At 69.1% G+C, this 16,992-nt stretch carries 21 protein-coding genes and 1 tRNA gene; 8 read left to right on the top strand and 14 right to left on the bottom strand.

What is annotated here, in order from left to right; translation table 11 throughout:
* Window positions 1–56: 56 nt before the first annotated feature.
* Both BJ972_RS15980 and BJ972_RS15975 read left to right on the top strand, forming a co-directional pair.
* Window positions 57–1,091 carry a LacI family DNA-binding transcriptional regulator gene (locus BJ972_RS15980; protein WP_164989952.1) on the top strand — a complete coding sequence of 345 codons (1,035 nt, stop codon included), beginning with the start codon at window positions 57–59 and terminating at the stop codon, window positions 1,089–1,091.
* Between the two features lie 88 nt (window positions 1,092–1,179).
* Window positions 1,180–1,779: a DUF1349 domain-containing protein gene (locus tag BJ972_RS15975; protein ID WP_129175649.1), complete on the top strand. Its 600-nt coding sequence runs from the start codon at window positions 1,180–1,182 to the stop codon at window positions 1,777–1,779.
* Window positions 1,780–1,852: 73 nt separating this feature from the next.
* On the opposite strand, the gene BJ972_RS15970 is transcribed toward BJ972_RS15975, so the two are convergent.
* From BJ972_RS15970 to BJ972_RS15960, 3 genes are all read right to left on the bottom strand, one after another.
* A complete protein-coding gene (locus BJ972_RS15970) occupies window positions 1,853–2,113 on the bottom strand; it encodes a hypothetical protein (protein WP_129175647.1) in 261 nt (86 codons plus the stop codon).
* A gap of 108 nt (window positions 2,114–2,221) precedes the next feature.
* On the bottom strand, window positions 2,222–2,458 hold the full coding sequence (locus BJ972_RS15965) for a hypothetical protein (RefSeq protein WP_129175646.1): 237 nt from the start codon (window positions 2,456–2,458) through the stop codon (window positions 2,222–2,224).
* A gap of 130 nt (window positions 2,459–2,588) precedes the next feature.
* Window positions 2,589–3,161, bottom strand: a complete 573-nt coding sequence (locus tag BJ972_RS15960) for a WYL domain-containing protein (RefSeq protein WP_164989951.1) — start codon at window positions 3,159–3,161, stop codon at window positions 2,589–2,591.
* A gap of 22 nt (window positions 3,162–3,183) precedes the next feature.
* On the opposite strand from BJ972_RS15960, the gene BJ972_RS15955 reads away from it, so the two are divergent.
* Window positions 3,184–3,372 carry a hypothetical protein gene (locus BJ972_RS15955; RefSeq protein ID WP_206736522.1) on the top strand — a complete coding sequence of 63 codons (189 nt, stop codon included), beginning with the start codon at window positions 3,184–3,186 and terminating at the stop codon, window positions 3,370–3,372.
* A 7-nt stretch (window positions 3,373–3,379) separates the two neighbouring features.
* On the opposite strand, the gene BJ972_RS15950 is transcribed toward BJ972_RS15955, so the two are convergent.
* The 7 genes from BJ972_RS15950 to BJ972_RS15920 all read right to left on the bottom strand — a co-directional run bounded on the left by BJ972_RS15950 (window position 3,380) and on the right by BJ972_RS15920 (window position 8,754).
* Entirely contained in the window at window positions 3,380–4,006 is a 627-nt protein-coding gene (locus tag BJ972_RS15950; protein ID WP_129175642.1) for a nitroreductase family protein, read from the bottom strand.
* Between the two features lie 159 nt (window positions 4,007–4,165).
* Entirely contained in the window at window positions 4,166–4,834 is a 669-nt protein-coding gene (locus tag BJ972_RS15945) for a helix-turn-helix domain-containing protein (RefSeq protein ID WP_129175640.1), read from the bottom strand.
* A 27-nt stretch (window positions 4,835–4,861) separates the two neighbouring features.
* Window positions 4,862–4,936 (bottom strand) — tRNA-Arg (locus BJ972_RS15940).
* A gap of 38 nt (window positions 4,937–4,974) precedes the next feature.
* The gene (locus tag BJ972_RS15935) at window positions 4,975–6,030 is read right to left on the bottom strand and encodes a CHAP domain-containing protein (RefSeq protein WP_129175638.1); all 1,056 of its coding nucleotides are present in this window, start codon (window positions 6,028–6,030) and stop codon (window positions 4,975–4,977) included.
* Between the two features lie 126 nt (window positions 6,031–6,156).
* The gene (locus tag BJ972_RS15930) at window positions 6,157–6,654 is read right to left on the bottom strand and encodes an HNH endonuclease (protein ID WP_129175636.1); all 498 of its coding nucleotides are present in this window, start codon (window positions 6,652–6,654) and stop codon (window positions 6,157–6,159) included.
* A gap of 341 nt (window positions 6,655–6,995) precedes the next feature.
* Window positions 6,996–7,655: a C40 family peptidase gene (locus BJ972_RS15925; protein WP_129175634.1), complete on the bottom strand. Its 660-nt coding sequence runs from the start codon at window positions 7,653–7,655 to the stop codon at window positions 6,996–6,998.
* Between the two features lie 406 nt (window positions 7,656–8,061).
* A complete protein-coding gene (locus tag BJ972_RS15920; protein ID WP_129175633.1) occupies window positions 8,062–8,754 on the bottom strand; it encodes an iron-dependent transcriptional repressor DtxR in 693 nt (230 codons plus the stop codon).
* 86 nt (window positions 8,755–8,840) lie between these two features.
* Here BJ972_RS15920 and serC point away from each other — a divergent pair, with 86 nt between their 5' ends.
* Together serC and BJ972_RS15910 are read left to right on the top strand one after the other, a co-directional pair.
* Complete coding sequence (serC, locus tag BJ972_RS15915; protein WP_129175631.1) at window positions 8,841–9,959, top strand: phosphoserine transaminase; 1,119 nt, start codon at window positions 8,841–8,843, stop codon at window positions 9,957–9,959.
* 5 nt (window positions 9,960–9,964) lie between these two features.
* Window positions 9,965–10,201, top strand: a complete 237-nt coding sequence (locus tag BJ972_RS15910) for a DUF2530 domain-containing protein (RefSeq protein ID WP_129175629.1) — start codon at window positions 9,965–9,967, stop codon at window positions 10,199–10,201.
* On the opposite strand, the gene BJ972_RS15905 is transcribed toward BJ972_RS15910, so the two are convergent.
* Window positions 10,154–10,966 (bottom strand): DUF3027 domain-containing protein, encoded by an 813-nt coding sequence (locus BJ972_RS15905; protein WP_129175627.1) that lies wholly within the window; start codon window positions 10,964–10,966, stop codon window positions 10,154–10,156. The two genes, BJ972_RS15910 and BJ972_RS15905, sit on opposite strands and share 48 nt — an antisense overlap.
* Window positions 10,959–11,339 carry a cold-shock protein gene (locus BJ972_RS15900; protein WP_129175625.1) on the bottom strand — a complete coding sequence of 127 codons (381 nt, stop codon included), beginning with the start codon at window positions 11,337–11,339 and terminating at the stop codon, window positions 10,959–10,961. Before BJ972_RS15900 ends, BJ972_RS15905 begins: the two co-directional genes overlap by 8 nt.
* Before the next feature lie 109 nt (window positions 11,340–11,448).
* Between BJ972_RS15900 and BJ972_RS15895 the strand changes: the two genes are divergently transcribed.
* The 3 genes from BJ972_RS15895 (at window position 11,449) to BJ972_RS15885 (ending at window position 15,304) form a co-directional block, all read left to right on the top strand.
* Entirely contained in the window at window positions 11,449–11,718 is a 270-nt protein-coding gene (locus BJ972_RS15895; protein ID WP_241830834.1) for a hypothetical protein, read from the top strand.
* Between the two features lie 25 nt (window positions 11,719–11,743).
* Window positions 11,744–13,588 (top strand): helicase-associated domain-containing protein, encoded by a 1,845-nt coding sequence (locus BJ972_RS15890; protein WP_129175623.1) that lies wholly within the window; start codon window positions 11,744–11,746, stop codon window positions 13,586–13,588.
* A 75-nt stretch (window positions 13,589–13,663) separates the two neighbouring features.
* Window positions 13,664–15,304 (top strand): DNA repair helicase XPB, encoded by a 1,641-nt coding sequence (locus tag BJ972_RS15885; protein ID WP_129175621.1) that lies wholly within the window; start codon window positions 13,664–13,666, stop codon window positions 15,302–15,304.
* A 122-nt stretch (window positions 15,305–15,426) separates the two neighbouring features.
* Here the strand turns inward: BJ972_RS15885 and BJ972_RS15880 are convergent, their stop codons facing one another.
* Window positions 15,427–16,125 carry a pyrimidine reductase family protein gene (locus BJ972_RS15880; RefSeq protein WP_129175619.1) on the bottom strand — a complete coding sequence of 233 codons (699 nt, stop codon included), beginning with the start codon at window positions 16,123–16,125 and terminating at the stop codon, window positions 15,427–15,429.
* Window positions 16,118–16,957, bottom strand: a complete 840-nt coding sequence (gene folP / locus BJ972_RS15875; protein ID WP_129175842.1) for a dihydropteroate synthase — start codon at window positions 16,955–16,957, stop codon at window positions 16,118–16,120. The genes BJ972_RS15880 and folP overlap by 8 nt, the downstream gene beginning before the upstream one ends.
* Between the last annotated feature and the right edge of the window lie 35 nt (window positions 16,958–16,992).

Here is a 16,992-nt window from a genome sequence, read left to right as displayed (position 1 = left end):
ATCGAGGCGTATGCGCCGAGCGCCATACGACACAGACGTCGGGTATGGTCGCAGCGGTGGACACTCCCTCTCGCGACGATGCAGCCGCGCTTCCACCGACCATCTATGACGTCGCGCGCGTCGCTTTCGTCTCGCACGCGACGGTGTCGCGGGTTCTCAACGACCACCCGAACGTCGCCCCCGCGACCCGCGACGCCGTGAGGCGCGCGATCGCCGAGCTCGGATTCACGCGGAACGAGACGGCGGCGGCCCTCTCGTTCTCTGCGGCTCGCAGCGAGCGCATCGGCATCATCATCGAGCAGATCTCCGAGACCGGCGCGCACGGCAACTTCGTGGGCGCACTCGACGAGTTGCAGCAGGCCGGCTATCGGTTCGAGCTCGCGACGGCCGACGGACCGGATCGACGACGCGACGCGCTCGCTGCGCTCCGCCGTTTCGACGGCGTCACCGCCGGCATCCTCGCCCTCGTGCAGACGCAACCGGTGCGCGATGCCCTCACCGCGTCGCCCACGCGGTCGCCGCTCTACATCGACGAACACCTCGACCGCGGCAGTCACGACGAGCCGGGCGCCGAGGAGCTCATCGGGCGCGCGGCGGCCGACCACGTCGCCGAGCTCGGGCGGAGGCGTGTGCTCGTCGTCCCCGGCCCTGCTGATTCACTCGCGGCCCGGCACCGCACCGGCGCCTTCGTCGACCGAGCGCGGCTCCACGGCCTCCGTGTTCAGGTGGGCGCTCCCGGCGAGTGGACTGCGGAAGCGGGCTTCGCCGCGATGATGGGTCTCGACCCGGCCGAGCACGACGCGGTCTTCGCCGCGAACGACGAGATGGCGTTCGGTGTGCTGCACGCTCTTCGCGCACGCTCGATCGGCGTGCCCGACGACATCGCTGTGCTCGGCGTCGACGACTCCCCGAACAGCCCGCACACCGATCCGCCCCTCTCCTCGGTGCGTCACGACCTCATGAGCGAAGGCCGGCTCGCCGCCCGCACCCTCATCGCGTCGATGCGCGGCACCTCGAAGCCCGACCCCGCCGACTACCTCGACGTCGCGGTGCAAGCTCGAGAGTCGACGATCGGATCGCGGAATCCGTAACCGGTAACACGGGCGACTCGGCCGATCCGACGTGGCGCGGCGGCTACTCTGACTGCTGCCGCACCGCCGCCCTCGAGAGGACTCCCCCATGACGATCGAACTCCCCGGACTCCCCGCTCTCTCGTGGGCCACGCACCCCGGAACCGCCGACGTCGTCGGCCCCGGCGCGCTCCGCGTGGTCTCGGAGGCCGGGGCCGACTGGTCGAACGATGCGGGTGGTGGGCCGCAGCAGCACGCCGCCGCGCTGCTCGGCTTGGAACCGGTGGGCGACTTCTCGCTCTCCGCGCGCGTGCGTGTGCTCGGCGAGCGCACGACGTTCGACGCCGGAGCACTCGCCATCTGGGGCGATCGCGACCACTGGGCGAAGCTCTGCTTCGAGAACTCTCCGCAGGGCCAGGCCATGGTCGTCTCGGTCGTCACGAACGACTATTCGGATGACTGCAATTCGACGCTCGTGCACGACGACGCCGTCTACCTGCGCATCACGCGCCGAGGCGACGCCTGGGTGTTCCACTCGTCCGCCGACGGCGTGACCTACGACTTCGTGCGCTACTTCCGGCTGCACGCGAGCGGGCCCGTGACGGTCGGATTCCTGTCACAGGCCCCGCTCGGGCCGACGTGCGTCGCCGAGTTCTCTGAGGTCGCCTACAGCCACGCGATCGTCAGCGACTTCCGCGACGGAAGCTGAGCGAGCGCGCCGCAATGCGAAATGCTCCGGCCGTGACGAGGTCACGAACCGGAGCACTTCGGGGCATTGCGGGTCAGATATACCAGACCTGGAACTTCCACTTCTGGGCGCCGTTGTAGTGGCACGGAGTGTGAGCGGTGATCTCTTTTCCGGTCGAGCGCAGACGGTTCATCGTCCACGTCTTCTCGGAATTGCAACGCGCCTGGGTCGAGTAGCCGGTGTAGTTCTCACGGGTCTCGGTGACGGCCTGCGCCGGAGCTGCGGCGACGATGCCCGCTCCCCCGACGAGTCCGACAGCCAGGAATGCAGCGGCGAATCTGCGTGAAATCTTCATGGTTCCCCCAATCGTCATGACGGTGTGTCGACACATAGTGAACCACAGATGACCCCCGAAGGGGGCACAACTCTCGGAGGCTTCCCAGTGATCTCGTTCGGCGCTCGATCAGGCGTGCGGCGAGGTGCCATCTGGCTGCGTCGCGTCGGGCTCAGCCTCGGGCGGCGTCCACTTCCTGGCCGCGTTGCTCCAGACCACACCGCCGGCGACGACGAGCGCGAACCCGATCACGAGCGAGATGATCGTCCACGGCCAGCCCGTGCCGATGAGCCCGAGCGATGAACTCGCGAAGGCGAAGGTCGCGCCGATGAAGTACCACTCGGCCCCGCCGGTGCCGGACTTCATGAAGTCTGAAAAGGTGCGTACGGCCATCGTCGTCTCCCGTTCCCTCGGTGGATCTCGATGCAATCCACGTTACGCGCAGGCATCGCGGTCCACATCCGTCGCGCGAGGGAGTTCGCGCGGCGGAGTGCCCTCACGATTCCGCGGCACTCGCGAACCTCGCGCTCAAGTCACGCAGCGTGACGCGCAGGTCGTCGCCGTAGAGCACGTCGAAGTCGATTCCCGTCGTGCCGATGTAGAGCGCGAACTCCTCGGGCGATCCGGTGCCCGCGGTGAGCTCGCACGTCTCGTCGTCGAGGGCCGTGACGGCCGCGATCGACGGCCCGAAGTGGGCGGCGACCTCGGCGGCGGGAGCGTGCATGCGCACGCGGTATCGATACCGATACGGCGCCGCGGTGATGCTGTGCGTCGTGAACTCGCGCACAGCCTCGTCGGGAATCTCCCGCGGAGCGAACGGCTTTCCGAGAGGAAGGCGGGGTGTCATCCGATCGAGTCGCAGCGTGCGCCACGCGTCGCGATCGGGGTCGCGCGCGACGACGTACCAACGGGTGCCGGTGTGCACGATGCGGTGGGGTTCGATCGTGCGGCGCACCTCGGTGCCGTCGTGACGGCGGTAGTCGATGCGCAGCGAACGCGATTCGCGGATGGCGCGGGCGATGACCGTCACCGTCTCGAGGTCGACGTCGCCGGCGCCGCCGAGCGGCACGATCGCCTGCTCGACCGACGAGATGCGCTCCCGCGTCTCGGCCGAGAGCGACTGCTTCGCGCACGACATCGGCATCCGCCGCTTCGTCGAGGACGACCACACCATCGTCCGCTGGACCGACGTCGAGGACCGCGGCGGTCACTTCGCGGCGCTCGAGGAGCCCGAGACGCTCGTCAGCGACATCCGCGAGTTCCTTCGGGCGCTGCGGTGATCGGTCGCTACCAGCGATCGAGGTGCACGACGTCGTCGAGCGAGACCCGCGGCCCCGGCTTGAAGTCGACGCCCTTCGTGTACGCCACGGGAAGCAGCACTCCCTGGTGCACCGTGTCGGGCAAGCCGAGCGCCTCAGCGACCTCACGCTCGTGCGCGAGGTGCAGGGTCGTCCAGGTCGAGCCGAGTCCGCGCGCGCGGAGGGCGAGCGCGAGGTTCCACGCAGCGGGAAGAACGGAACCCCACGTGCCCGCCTGGTTGGCTGCGGGGAGTTCGGCGGTGCCGGTGTCGATGGCGCCGATGATCAGCACCGGCACCTGATCGATCACGTTCGCGAGATGCGTGGAACTCGAGAGGATGCGCTCGCGCTCGGCCGTCACGTTCTCGGGTTGGTTCTTGGCGTACTCGGCGTAGGCGGCCGCGTAGTACTTCGCGACGATGCGGCGCTGCTCCGGATCGGTGACGATGATCCAGTGCCACTTCTGCCGGTTACCTCCGGAGGGCGCCTGGAGGGCGATCTCGAGGGCATCGCGGATGACCTCGATCGGCACGGGTCGCTCGAGGTCGAGGCGCTTCCGCACCGCGCGCGTCGTCGTGAGCAGCTCGTCGAGGCTCAGCGGAAGCGTGTCAGACATGGCAGGACCTTTCGTCGCGAGTTCTCCTCCAGCTTCTCGCCGCCGGGAGATCGCGCCGCGTCTGGATGTCACGCGGCGACACAGACGGCGCGCGACGTCATAGAGGGGCGGGCGATCGGCCTCTCAGGCCCAGCGTCGACGTTCGAGCGGTCGCCACAGTTAGACGCTAGCGAAGGTATCGCGCCAGACGAGTACGCCGCGCTTGGCGAACTCCTCGGGGATCTCGGCGTCCGGCGGGAGGGGATCGGCAGCATCGATCGCGAGACCTCGGCGCCCGCGGAGGAACCTGTTCGGGGCATTCACCCACTCCGGCAACGGAAGCTCCTCATCGCGAAGTCGCCATGCGACGACGGCCGCGAGCGCTGCGTCCCACACGGCGTCTCTCGTCGTCTCGGGCTCGGCAAGGCCGAGTACACCGCGCACAAGACCTCGCTCTGCAAGCAAGTTGTCGTTCAGCTGGATGAGCGCCCGCAGCGCACGATCCCTATCGCCGTCACGGAGTCGCTGTCTGATCTCAGCCCCGACCGTCGCGGCGTCATCGCGGCGAGTCGGTGCCGAGTAGAGGCGATGACCTGCGCCGGCGAGCAACCGATCGACGGTGCTGAACTCGGCGTCGCGTCCGCTCTCGGATCGGGAGATCGTGGCTTGATCACTCTGAGCGAGCTCGGCGAGCTGCCCTTGCGTGAGGCTTCGGCTCTTGCGCGCTGCGCGCACGAGCGTTGATGCGTCGACCACAGGCGACCTCCTCAAATATGTCGTTGACATCATATTTGTCATATTTGTGGTGGCCGGCATCAACCAGGCGCGAAGTCGGAGCCGTGCAGCCACGACAGAGAATCAGTCGAGAGTGAGACCTGGTGCCCCTGGAGGGACTCGAACCCCCAACCAACTCCTTAGGACGGAGGTGCTCTTCCATTGAGCTACAGAGGCTGACCGACCCAGTTTAGCGAGGCCGAACGAACGTCGAGCTACGCCGGCGGGTAGAGGTAGATCGCTTCGCCGATGGGGATCGTGCGGCGGTGGTACGAGTGGTCGGAGTTCTGGTTGTACTCCTCGATCACGACGGTGCCATCACCGGGGATCGACTGCACGTAGGCGACGTGGTTGTAGTTGAACCACGCGACGGCGCCGACGACGGGGTCGCTCGAGACGGGCCAGCCCTTCGAGTACCAGGCGTCGGCCCACGCGTACGCGCTGCCCGAGGCGAGGTTCGACCAATCCCACTTCCACGGCGCGCTCGTCACACCGGCGTCGCGGTTCAGACGCCAGGCGACGAAGTCGACGCACTCGCGGTAGTAGTAGCGCAGCGGCGAGAGTCCGCCGCCGAAGTCATCGGGCGTCTCGTTCCACCAGGGGTAGTCGTCGCCCTCGGCCTGCACGCCGACCTGCGCGAACTGACCGCTCTCGGCGGCCTCACGCGCAGCCTGCTCGCGCGCGGCCTGCTCGGCGAGTGCGGTCGCCTCTTCGATCTCGGCGGCCGAGACCGCGGTGTACGTATCGCGAGAGACGGTCGCCTCGGTCGCGAGGCCCGACACATCGATGTCTTGGGCGTCGGCGACCGACAGGCTGAACTGCTCGGATGACGCGAAGTCGACGTCATCCTTCACCGCGGCGTAGGCGGGAAGAGCGAGGGTGCCGACGAGCGCGGGAACGATGAGGAGCGTCGCGGCGACCCGGCGGCGGGAACCCGTGCGCGGGGGCGCCGGCGGAAGCCGCAGCCCGCGGCTCGGCCGCGGCGCGACGGGCACGGCAGGCGCGGCGGCCACCGGAACGACATCGAGTACGGGCTCGGCGACCGAAACGGCGACGGATGCCTCGGGCTCGTGCTTCTCGGCGACAGGCGTCGCAGCCGGAATGACCGCGACCGCGTCATCCGCCGCACTCGACGATGCGGAAGCAGCAGCGGCGCGCTGGGCGGCCTCACGCAGCGAACGCCGCGTGGGGAACGCCGAGGTGTCGCCGACCGAAGTGGTCGAAGCGCCGTCTGCGCGCTCGCCTTCTTCGTTCAGGTCGACTGGCGGCACGTGACTTCCTTCCGGAACGTCTCGCGCAGGCGTCGACGTCGTCGGGTTTTCGGCTTCGGGGATCATCGGCAGCGCCGACGAACCTTACCCACGATAAAGCACCGGGCCGTGAATGTCACGATCCGATCACGCAGCGAGGCCGAGGTATTCGTCCCATTGCGGGAGCGGCCGATCGAAGCCGCGCACCGTCCACGAACGCCCGTGCGGCATGCGCGGGGTGAACGACAGCGACCAGCCCATCTCGGCGGGCGTGCGATCGCTCTTCACGTTGTTGCAGCGTAGGCAGCATGCGACGAGGTTCTCCCACGTGTCGCGGCCACCCCGCGAGCGCGGCATGACGTGATCGATCGTCGACGCCGACTTGCCGCAGTACGCGCAGCGATGGTCGTCACGCCTCAGCACCCCGCGCCGCGAGATCGGCACGGCCCGCCCGTACGGCGTCCGCACGTATCTCGCCAGGATGATGACCGATGGCCGCTCCCACGCTCCGTTCGCACTCCAGACCGGATCTTCGACGTCCGAGCGGATGACGGTGGCCTTGTTGTTCATGACGAGCATGAGAGCCCGCTTGAACGAGACGACGGCGAGGGGCTCATAGCCCGCGTTGAGCACAAGGGTGCGCATGGCGTGCCTTTCGATCGGGGCTGGATGGCTTCCAGCCGCAACGGATGACGCACCGAGATGATCTGCGGGCAAACAAAAAGGGCGCTGTCACGAAGACAACGCCCTGCATGCCACTCGCGTGGCTTTGGCAGATCTGACTACTGTGCCGCCGGTAACAGCTCCTCCGGTCGACCGGGCAGCGCGCACCCCTGGTGGGGGTGCTGCTTCCTGCCCTGACCATCGGCTCTCCTTGGCGATCTCGATGCTGCAGAGCTACAGGTTAACCCCAAAACGACGCGCCCTTCGCTCGGGGCGCGCCGTTCGGTGGTCTCGTCACGCAGTGTTCACGCACTGCGCACGAATCAGATGCCGATTCGAACGATGTAGTAGTCGCTCGTCCAGATGGGCTGGACGCGAACCGAAGCACCCTCGTAGGGAGCGTGGAGGATCATGCCGTTGCCGGCGTAGAAGCCGTCGTGGCCCGGCATGATGACGAGGTCGCCGGGAACAGCGTCGGCCTCGGAGATGCGCGTGCCCATGGCGCCCTGGCCCGACGACGAGTGCGGCATCGAGATGCCGAACTGGGCGAAGACGTACATGACGAAGCCCGAGCAGTCGAAGCCCGCGGGGGTCGCGCCGCCGTAGACGTAGGGAACGCCCTGGTACTGGCTCGCGACGTTGTAGACGGAGGCGAGGTCGAAGCTCGGGTACGGCGGGTTGGCGAGGAACTCGCTCACCGACGGCCCGTTGTACGAGGCCGTGTACGACACGGCGGCCGCAGCGGCGGCGGCACGTGCGGCTTCAGCGGCGGCGGCCTCGTCGATCTCGGCCTTCGTGGTCACCGCGTAGGAGTCGCGGCTCACCGCGGCGGCGGTGACGGAGTTGTCGACCTCGACCGACTGCGCCTCGGCCTTGGTGAGGGCCGACGAGGCGCTCGCCTCGAACTGCAGGTCGTCCGAGCCCGGCGCGAAGGCGTAGGCGGGAAGAGCGACGGTGGCAACGAGACCGAGGGCGATCGTCATCACGACGCCGTTCGCGAGGCCTCCGCGGCGCAGTCGTCGCGTTGCGACGCCACGCGGGTCGGCCCGCTCGACACGACGAGAGGTCGTGGCGATCTCGGTTCGATCGGGTGTCTTCGGGGTGTTACGGGGGGATTGGTGTCGAGCGAAGAGGGGCACAGCTAACCTCCTGCGCCTCCACAGACTCGTCCGCTGCCCCGTCCCGGTGCGCTTGCGCGTACGGGTTCGGGCCGAGAGACGGGCAAGGGAGGCGTCTCGACCCCAGTTCTCCGACCGGCTTCTGTCGGCGAACTCGACCGAGAGTACGCGACATCCGTCCGATTGTCACATCGCGGTAACGATTGTGCCCTGTTCGGGGGTCGTCGAAAAGACCGGATCAGCGCGATTCAGCGCCTGGCGAGACGGCGGATCAGCGCTCGATGAAGAGGTGGATCGCGACTTCGCTCGGCAGCTCGAGGCCCTCGTCGTTGCCGTCGACCTCGACGAGAACGTAGGAGCCTGCCGCCGTGAAGGTGGCCTTCGCGCCGGGAAGGACGCCGGCCTGCTTGAGCTGGATGAGCAGCTCGGGGTCGAACTGCACGGGCTCGCCGAGGCGACGCACGATGCCGACGACGGGCTCGTTCGATGCACGAACGACCTCGACGACGTTCTCGACGCCCGTCATGAACGGAGCGGCGGCCTCGACGCCGAGCTCTTCGAGACCCGGGATGGGGTTGCCGTAGGGCGATTCGGTCGGGTAGTCGAGCAGCTTGATGAGACGACGCTCGACCTGCTCGCTCATGACGTGCTCCCAGCGGCATGCCTCGTCGTGCACGTACTCCCACTCGAGACCGATGACGTCGGCGAGCAGGCGCTCGGCGAGACGGTGCTTGCGCATGACGTGCACAGCCTTGCTGCGGCCGTCGGGCGTGAGCTCGAGGTGGCGGTCGCCCGAGACGATGACGAGTCCATCGCGCTCCATACGAGCGATCGTCTGCGAGACAGTGGGACCGGAGTGGCCCAGTCGCTCGGAGATTCGAGCGCGAAGGGGAACGATGTTCTCTTCTTCGAGATCGAGGATCGTGCGCAGGTACATCTCGGTCGTGTCGATGAGGTCAGTCATTCGCGCCTCCCCTGGTAGAACATGGCCGTTGATCAGCCTACCCGCACCGGACGACACACAGGCCACGACGCCCATAGACTCGTCCCATGCCGACGCTCACGATTCCGAGTGACCTCCTGCCCGCCGACGGACGATTCGGCTGCGGCCCGTCCAAGGTGCGAGCCGAACAGCTGGCCTACCTCGCGGGCCCCGGTGCCGAGATCCTCGGCACCTCGCACCGCCAGGCGCCCGTCAAGCAGCTCGTGCGCCGCGTGCGCGAGGGCCTCTCGACGCTCTTCGAGCTGCCCGACGGCTACGAGGTCGTGCTCGGCAACGGCGGATCGACGGCGTTCTGGGATGCCGCATCCTTCGGCCTCATCGAACGGCGCAGCCAGAACCTCACGTTCGGCGAGTTCGGTCAGAAGTTCGCCGCCGCCGCCGGCGCCCCGTGGCTCGAGGCCCCCGACGTGCGGAAGGGCGCTCCCGGCTCGCGCGTCGACGCCGAGGCCGTCGCGGGCGTGGATGTCTACGCCTGGCCGCACAACGAGACGTCGACGGGTGTCTCGGCTCCCGTCATCCGCGTCGCCGGCGACCCCGGCGCGCTGACGGTCATCGACGCGACGAGCGCAGCGGGCGGCATCGCCGTCGACGCGAGCCAGTCGGATGTCTACTACTTCGCGCCGCAGAAGAACTTCGCCTCCGACGGCGGACTGTGGTTCGCCCTCTTCTCCCCCGCGGCGATCGAGCGCGTCGAGCGCATCGCCGCCTCCGACCGCTACATCCCCGAGTTCCTCAGTCTCAAGAACGCGGTCGACAACTCCCGCCTCGACCAGACGCTCAACACGCCCGCGCTCTCGACGCTGCTGCTGCTCGAGAATCAGCTCGACTGGATCAACGCGCACGGCGGGCTCGCGTGGGCCGACGCCCGCACGCGCGAGTCGTCAGGCCTCCTCTACGACTGGGCCGAGGCCTCGTCGTACGCGACGCCCTTCGTCGCCGATCCCGCCCACCGCTCGCAGGTCGTCGTCACGATCGACTTCGACGAGTCGACGGATGCTGCGGCTGTCGCGAAGACGCTCCGCGAGAACGGCATCGTCGACACCGAGCCCTACCGCAAGCTCGGCCGCAACCAGTTGCGCGTCGCGACGTTCACGGCGATCGAGCCCGACGACGTACGCGCGCTCATCGCGTCGATCGAGTACGTCGTAGAACGGCAGAGCGCCTGAGTCGAATGCGACTCTGGCTGCGCGACTCCGAGCGGCGCCCTGACCCGGCGCCCGTCCGCGCCGACGCCCGCAAGGCCGTCGCCGTCGGAACGGGCGCGTGGCTGGCTGCGTTCGTCGCGCTCGCGACGCAGACCGAGGCCCTCGAAGCGACGGATGCCACGTGGTGGCTCGCCGCTTCGGGGCTCGGTGTACTGCTAGGAGCGGGAGGGCTCGTCGCCCTCGAGGTCCGCCGCCGACGCTGAGTCGTCGTCGGAGTCGTCTTCGTCTTCATCGTCGGACTCGTCGTCGTCCGATTCGTCGTCGTCAGACTCGTCGTCGTCAGACTCGTCGTCGTCGGACTCGTCATCGTCCTCGTCGTAAGACTCGTCATCGTCAGAGTCGTCGTCCTCGCCGAGGTCGACTCCGTCGAGATCGTCGTCGCCGAGGTCGACTCCGTCGAGATCGTCGTCGCCGAGGTCGTCGAGCGCATCGATCGAGTCGTCGTCCGACTCGTCGTCATCCGAATCCTCGTCGGAGTCGTCGTCGTCCGATTCGTCGTCGTCATCCGACTCGTCGTCGTCCGCCGCGCTCTCCTCCGAGGCACGCAGGTCGGCGAGACGATCGGACCACGGCACCCACTCGGGTGCGAGCAGGGCGTCGTCGCCCGGCATGAGCTCGGTCTCGAGGATCGCGGGCTGCTCGTCGCCTTCGAGGCGCGAGAGCGTCACCGTCCAGCGCCAGCCGCGGTAGCCGGGCAGGCGCGACTCGAAGAGCAGCGACACGAGGTGCTCGCCCTCGACGATGTGACCGATCGGCGCGCCGATGGTCGACTCGGGCGTGATCTCCAGCAGAGCTCGGCGAGCGACATCGACGGAAGCGATGAGCACCTCATCGGGAACGACGGGAGCGGCCGCGGCCTCACCCGCGCCCTCGACGGAGACGTCGTCGGTCTCAAGCGCGTTCACGGCGTCATCCGCAGCGATCTGCTCGCCGTCGATCGTGGGCTGTACTTCGCTGTCGTCAGGCATCGAACTCGTCGGCGACCTTGCGCATGAGAGCCGCGATCTTGCGGCTCTGCGACGACTCGGGGTACCGGCCGCGACGGAGGTTGGATCCGATGCCGTCGAGGAGCTTGACGAGGTCTTCGACGATGATCGCCATGTCGTCGGCGGGCTTCCGCGTGAGCTTCACGAGGCTCGGCGGGGTGTCGAGCACGCGAACCGAGAGCGCCTGAGCGCCGCGCTTGCCGTCGGCGATGCCGAACTCGAGGCGTGAACCCGCGCGCACGACCGCACCTGCGGGCACGGCGGAGGCGTGCAGGAACACTTCCTGACCGTCATCGGTGCTGATGAAACCGAATCCCTTGTCTTCATCGAAGAACTTGACTTTGCCGGTGGGCATGGAAACCTCGCTAGGAGCTCGCTGGGCGCGCCGAATCGCGGCACCGTCCGGGTCAAGCTTAGTGCGGGGGGACCGTGCTCCGGCCGTCTCTACGGCCTATCCTGGTGAAGTGACGAAATCCGCACCCCTCGACAATCGCGCCGAGCGAGTCCTCGCCTACATGGTGGCCGCTACCGTCGGCCTCTCGGTGCTCGCGATCATCGCGTCGCTCATCGGCCAGCTCGCCGGGCTCACGCGCGACGGCATGACCGAGGGAATCTGGCCGGCCGTCATCATGCTTCCCCTCATCGGTCTGCCGATCGGCTTCGTGCTCCTCGTCGCACTCCTCATCACCAACGGCGTCCGCCGTGCCCGACAGGCGCGGCAGGGCGAGTCCTGAACAGCCCGAGCGTCTGACCGCCGACATGCTCAGACTCGCCGCCCGGCTCCGCACGCTTCCGCGTGACGAGGTGATCGCGGCTGTGTCGGTGCGCGGTGTCGAGCCGAACGGCATCCGCGACGTCTTCGATCTCGCCGAGGCCCTCGTGCAGCCCGACTCCGTCGACGCAGCGCTCGCACGCCTCAACCGACCGCGGCTCGCGGCCCTCGCCGTCGCCGGTGAGCTCGCCGATCCGAACACCGGTGCACCGCTCTCGGCGATCGCCGCACGACTGGGCGTCGACGAGGCCGAGGCCCGCACACGTCTCGAGGTTCTCGAAGCGCGACTCCTCCTCACGATCGCCGACGGCGCCGTGCATCCCATCGACGCGGTGACCGAACGCCTGCGCACGTGGCCGGCGACGGGGCTGCCGACGACCGACGAGCTGATCGCCCCCGCACCGCCCGCGCTCGTGCGCGACGAGGGCGAGACGACGCCGTTCATCGACCGCATCACGGCCGAGCGCGCCTTCCTCACCGTCTCGTCGCTCGCCGAGCTGATCGGTGCCATGGCGGTCGAACCGGCGCGAGAGCTGAGCCGCGGCGGACTCTCGCTGCCCGACTCGAAGCGCCTCGCGGCAGCGGCGGGCATCGACCTCGACGATCTGCCGTCGCTCGTCGATCTCGCTGCACGAAACGGACTCGTCGCGCGAGAGAACGGACACCGCTCCGAGAGCCTCGAGGGCGAGAACTGGCTCCTGCTGCCGACGACCGAACGCTGGGCCCGCCTCGTCACGACGTGGCGCGGCAGCCTGCCGCCCGAGATGCTCGAGGTCGTCGCCGACAGCGCCCAGCGCCCGTGGGGCCCGTCGCTCCGCGAGGAGATCGCCTGGTTCTACCCCGCCGGCGGCGAGTGGCTCGAGAAGCGCATCACCGAAGTCTCCCGCGAGGCCGAGGCGCTCGGTCTCGCGACGGGCGGAGCCGTGTCCGAGATCGGTCGCCGCGTGCTCGCGGGCGAGATCGCCGACGCCGCCGAGACCTTCGGCGAACTCGTCCCGAAGCACGTCGACCGGGTGTACCTGCAGCACGACCTCACCGTCGTCTCCCCCGGCCCCCTCGATCCCGCGCTCGACGCCCGCCTCCGCACGATGGCCGATGTCGAGGGGCGCGAGCTCGCCGCGACCTACCGCATCTCGTCGATGTCGATCAATCGCGCGCTCACCGGCGGCGAGACCGCCGAGTCGCTCCACACGTTCCTCTCCGAGCTCTCGCTCACGGGCATGCCGCAGCCGCTCGAGTACCTCCTCTCCGAGACCGCATCCCGCTACGGTCGGGTGCGCGTGGGAGCAGCGGACGCCAGCGACTTCCCTGCCCGCAGCGCCGTGCGCTCCGACGACATCGAGCTCATCGGCACGATCGCGGTCGACCAGTCGCTCTCGGCCGTCGGTCTGCGTCAGATCTCTCCGACCCAACTCGTCAGCCGCTTCGCCCCCGAGGTCGTCTTCTGGGCGCTGAGCGATGCACGCTACCCCGTCGCCGCCGAAGACGCCGAGGGCGAGATCGTGCGCTTGCGGCGACACCATGTCTCGACATCCGCCCCGGTCAGCGACCCGCGCGATGCGACCGCCGAACTCGTCGACCGCGTTCGAGCGGCCGACGCCGACGGCACCGAGCAGTCCTGGCTCGCCCGCCAGCTCGAAGCCGCAGCCCGCGCGAAGCTCGCGCTCACCGTGAGCGTGCGCATGCCGGGCGGAGCGATCGCCGACTACCTGCTCGAGCCGACGAGCGTCGCCAACGGCCGGATGCGCGCTCGCGACCGGAAGGCCGACATCGAGCGCACCCTGCCGCTGTCGGCGATCGCGGGCATCGCTCCCGCTCCCGCGGGCGACTGATCCCGAGCGACGCCCGCGCGCGTCATCCGTCGGCATCGGCGACGCCCTCAGCAGACACCGGTAGACTGGCGCGTTATGTCTGACGGCCCCCTCATCGTGCAGAGCGACCGCACCGTGCTCCTCGAAGTGGCGCACCCTCTCGCCGAGGATGCGCGCCACGATCTGGCGGTCTTCGCCGAGCTCGAACGCGCTCCCGAACATGTGCACACGTACCGCATCACGCGCCTCGGACTCTGGAACGCGCGCGCCGCGGGGCACGACGCCGACGACATGCTCGGCGTGCTCGACCGGTACTCGAAGTTCCCCGTGCCGCAGACCGTCTCGGTCGACATGCGCGAAACCGTCGCCCGCTACGGCCGGCTGATCGTCGATCGAACGGATGACGGTGAGCTGCGTCTCCGCAGCGACGACATGGCCGTCCTCACCGAGGTCGTCGGGGCCAAGCGCATCGCACCGCTCATCGCCGAGCGCATCGACGACACGAGCTTCTTCGTCGCCCCGTGGGCACGCGGGCAACTCAAGCAGGAGCTCGTGCGCCTCGGCTGGCCGGCCGAAGACCTTGCGGGCTACACGCCGGGCACGCCGCACCCCATCGCGCTCGACGAGTCGGGCTGGCACCTGCGTGACTACCAGCAGAAGGCCGTCGACAACTTCTTCGAGGGCGGCTCGGGCGTCGTCGTGCTGCCGTGCGGCGCGGGCAAGACGCTCGTCGGCGCCGGGGCGATGGCGACCGCGAAGACCAACACGCTCATCCTCGTGACGAACACCGTCTCGGCGCGGCAGTGGCGCGACGAGCTCCTCAAGCGCACGACGCTCACCGCCGACGAGATCGGCGAGTACTCGGGCCAGGTCAAGGAGATCAAGCCCGTCACGATCGCGACCTACCAGATCCTCACGGCGAAGCGGAAGGGCGAGTACGCCCACCTCGCTCTCCTCGACGCGCTCGACTGGGGCCTCGTGGTCTATGACGAGGTGCACCTGCTGCCTGCCCCCGTCTTCAAGCTCACAGCCGAGCTGCAGGCGCGACGCCGCCTCGGCCTGACCGCGACGCTCGTGCGGGAGGACGGCCGCGAGGGCGACGTCTTCTCGCTCATCGGCCCCAAGCGCTTCGATGCCCCGTGGAAGGAGATCGAGGCCCAGGGCTACATCTCCCCCGCCGCGTGCTACGAAGTGCGCATCGACCTGCCGCAGAGCGACCGGCTCTCGTACGCGGCCGCGGCCGACGACGAGCGCTACCGTCTCGCGGCGACGGCGCCCGCGAAGCTCGACGTCGTGCGGCAGCTCGTCGCGCGTCACGCGGGTGAGCGCATCCTCGTCATCGGTCAGTACCTCGACCAGATCGACGAGCTCTCCGACGCGCTCGGCGCACCGAAGCTCACGGGTGCGACGCCGGTCGACGAGCGCGAGCGGCTCTTCCAGGAGTTCCGCGACGGCCGCACGCCCGTGCTCGTCGTCTCGAAGGTCGCGAACTTCTCGGTCGACCTGCCCGAGGCGACCGTCGCGATCCAGGTGTCGGGCTCGTACGGCTCACGACAGGAAGAGGCTCAGCGCCTCGGCCGGCTGCTGCGCCCGAAGGAGTCGGGACTCTCGGCGAACTTCTACACGCTCGTCTCGCGCGACACCGTCGACCAGGACTTCGCGCAGAATCGTCAGCGGTTCCTCGCCGAGCAGGGCTACAGCTACACGATCCTCGACGCGCACGCGCTCGCGGCCTGAGCGCGGCGCGCGCCTACGGCCTCGTCGAGAATCGCCGTTTGCGTCGAGAGAGACCGGTCTACCGGCGACTCTCGACGCAAACGGCGATTCTCGACGGCCCGGGGGCCGGCCTACGGATGCCTCTAGCGGGCGTAGCGCAGGAAGACGTAGTCGCCGTCGGGGATCGCGTGCACGAGTCGCATGCGGCGATCGGCCTCGGGTGCCCCGCGCACGATGCGCGTCGCGTCACCGCCGACGACGCTCGGACTGAGGGTCACGCAGAACTCGTCGAGGTGACCGGCGGCGGCGAAATCGCCCACGAGGCTCGGACCGCCCTCGGTGAGGATCTGCGGCTGCCCGCGATCGGCGAACGCGGCGACCACGGCTGAGGCGTCGACCTCGTCGTCGCCGCACACGAGCACATCGGCGACCTCGGCGAGCGCCTCGCGCCTCGCGACCGGCGACGCGCCATGGGTCACGACGAGGGGCCGCGTGACGGCCTCGGCGAAGAACGGATGCCGCGGGTCGACGTCGAGGCGCGATGACACGATCGCGAACGGAGGTTGATCCGGCAGGCCGTGGTCGCGTCTCCATGCGACATCCGTCTCGTCGAGCGCGGCTCCCCCGTACCCCTCGGCCCGGATCGTGCCCGCGCCGACGACGATGACGTCGGCGAGGCTCCGCAGCACGTGCATGATGCGCTGGTCGGTCTCGTTGCCGAGGGCGCCGCTGCGGCCGCCGAGCGTGCCCGCGCCGTCGATGCTCGTGACGAAGTTCGCGCGAACGCGCGGTGTCTCGCGGTCGGGCAGCGCGTACGCCTCGAACCAGTCGCGCTCAGGCACGTCGCGCCTCCCAGGGCTCGTTGCCGTCGGCGCTGATGTTGTGCTTGAGGTAGAGCGGCTCGCGCCAGCCCTCGATCGCTCCGACCATGCGTACGGCGTCGACCGTCTCTCGCACGTTGTGCACACGCACGATGCGAGCGCCGGCGAGCACGCAGTAGACGGCCGAGGCGATCGATCCGGCCACGCGATCTCCGCGCTCGCGCCCGAGGGACTCCCCGATGAAGTCCTTGTTCGACAGCGCGACGAGCGTCGGATAGCCGAGGCTCGTGATCTCGCCGAGGCGGCGCGTGATCTCGAGCGAGTGCAGCGTGTTCTTGTTGAGGTCGTGGCCGGGGTCGACGACGATGCGCTCGGCGAGCACGCCGTGCTCGAGGGCACGCGCGACGCGCTGCTCGAGGAACCCGATCACCTCGCCGACGACGTCGTCGTAGCGCGGCGCGGGGTACGACGTGCGGGGCTCCGCGGCGCTGTGGGTCACGACGATCGTCGCGTCGCTGTCGGCGACGACCTCCGCCATCGCGGGGTCGTGGATGCCCGTCGTGTCGTTGATGACGTGCGCTCCCGCGTCGATGACAGCGCGGGCCACCGCGGGGTGGAAGGTGTCGACCGAGATCACCGCACCGGAGCCGCGGAGCCCTTCGACGACGGGCACGACCCGGGCGATCTCCTCCTCGACGGGCACCGCCGGACCGGGCGCGAACTTCACGCCGCCGATGTCGATCCAGTCGGCGCCCTCGGCGATCGCCCGGTGGGCGGCCTCGACGGCGGCGTCGAGCGCGAACGTCGCACCCTTGTCGTAGAACGAGTCGGGTGTGCGGTTGACGATCGCCATGACGGCGACCTCTCGCGCGAAGTCGAACTCGCGCG

Source organism: Agromyces atrinae (assembly GCF_013407835.1).
GTDB classification, from domain to species: Bacteria; Actinomycetota; Actinomycetes; order Actinomycetales; family Microbacteriaceae; genus Agromyces; species Agromyces atrinae.
The sequence above is the reverse complement of the archived record's forward strand: the minus strand, read 5'-3'. Positions and strand labels throughout refer to the sequence as shown.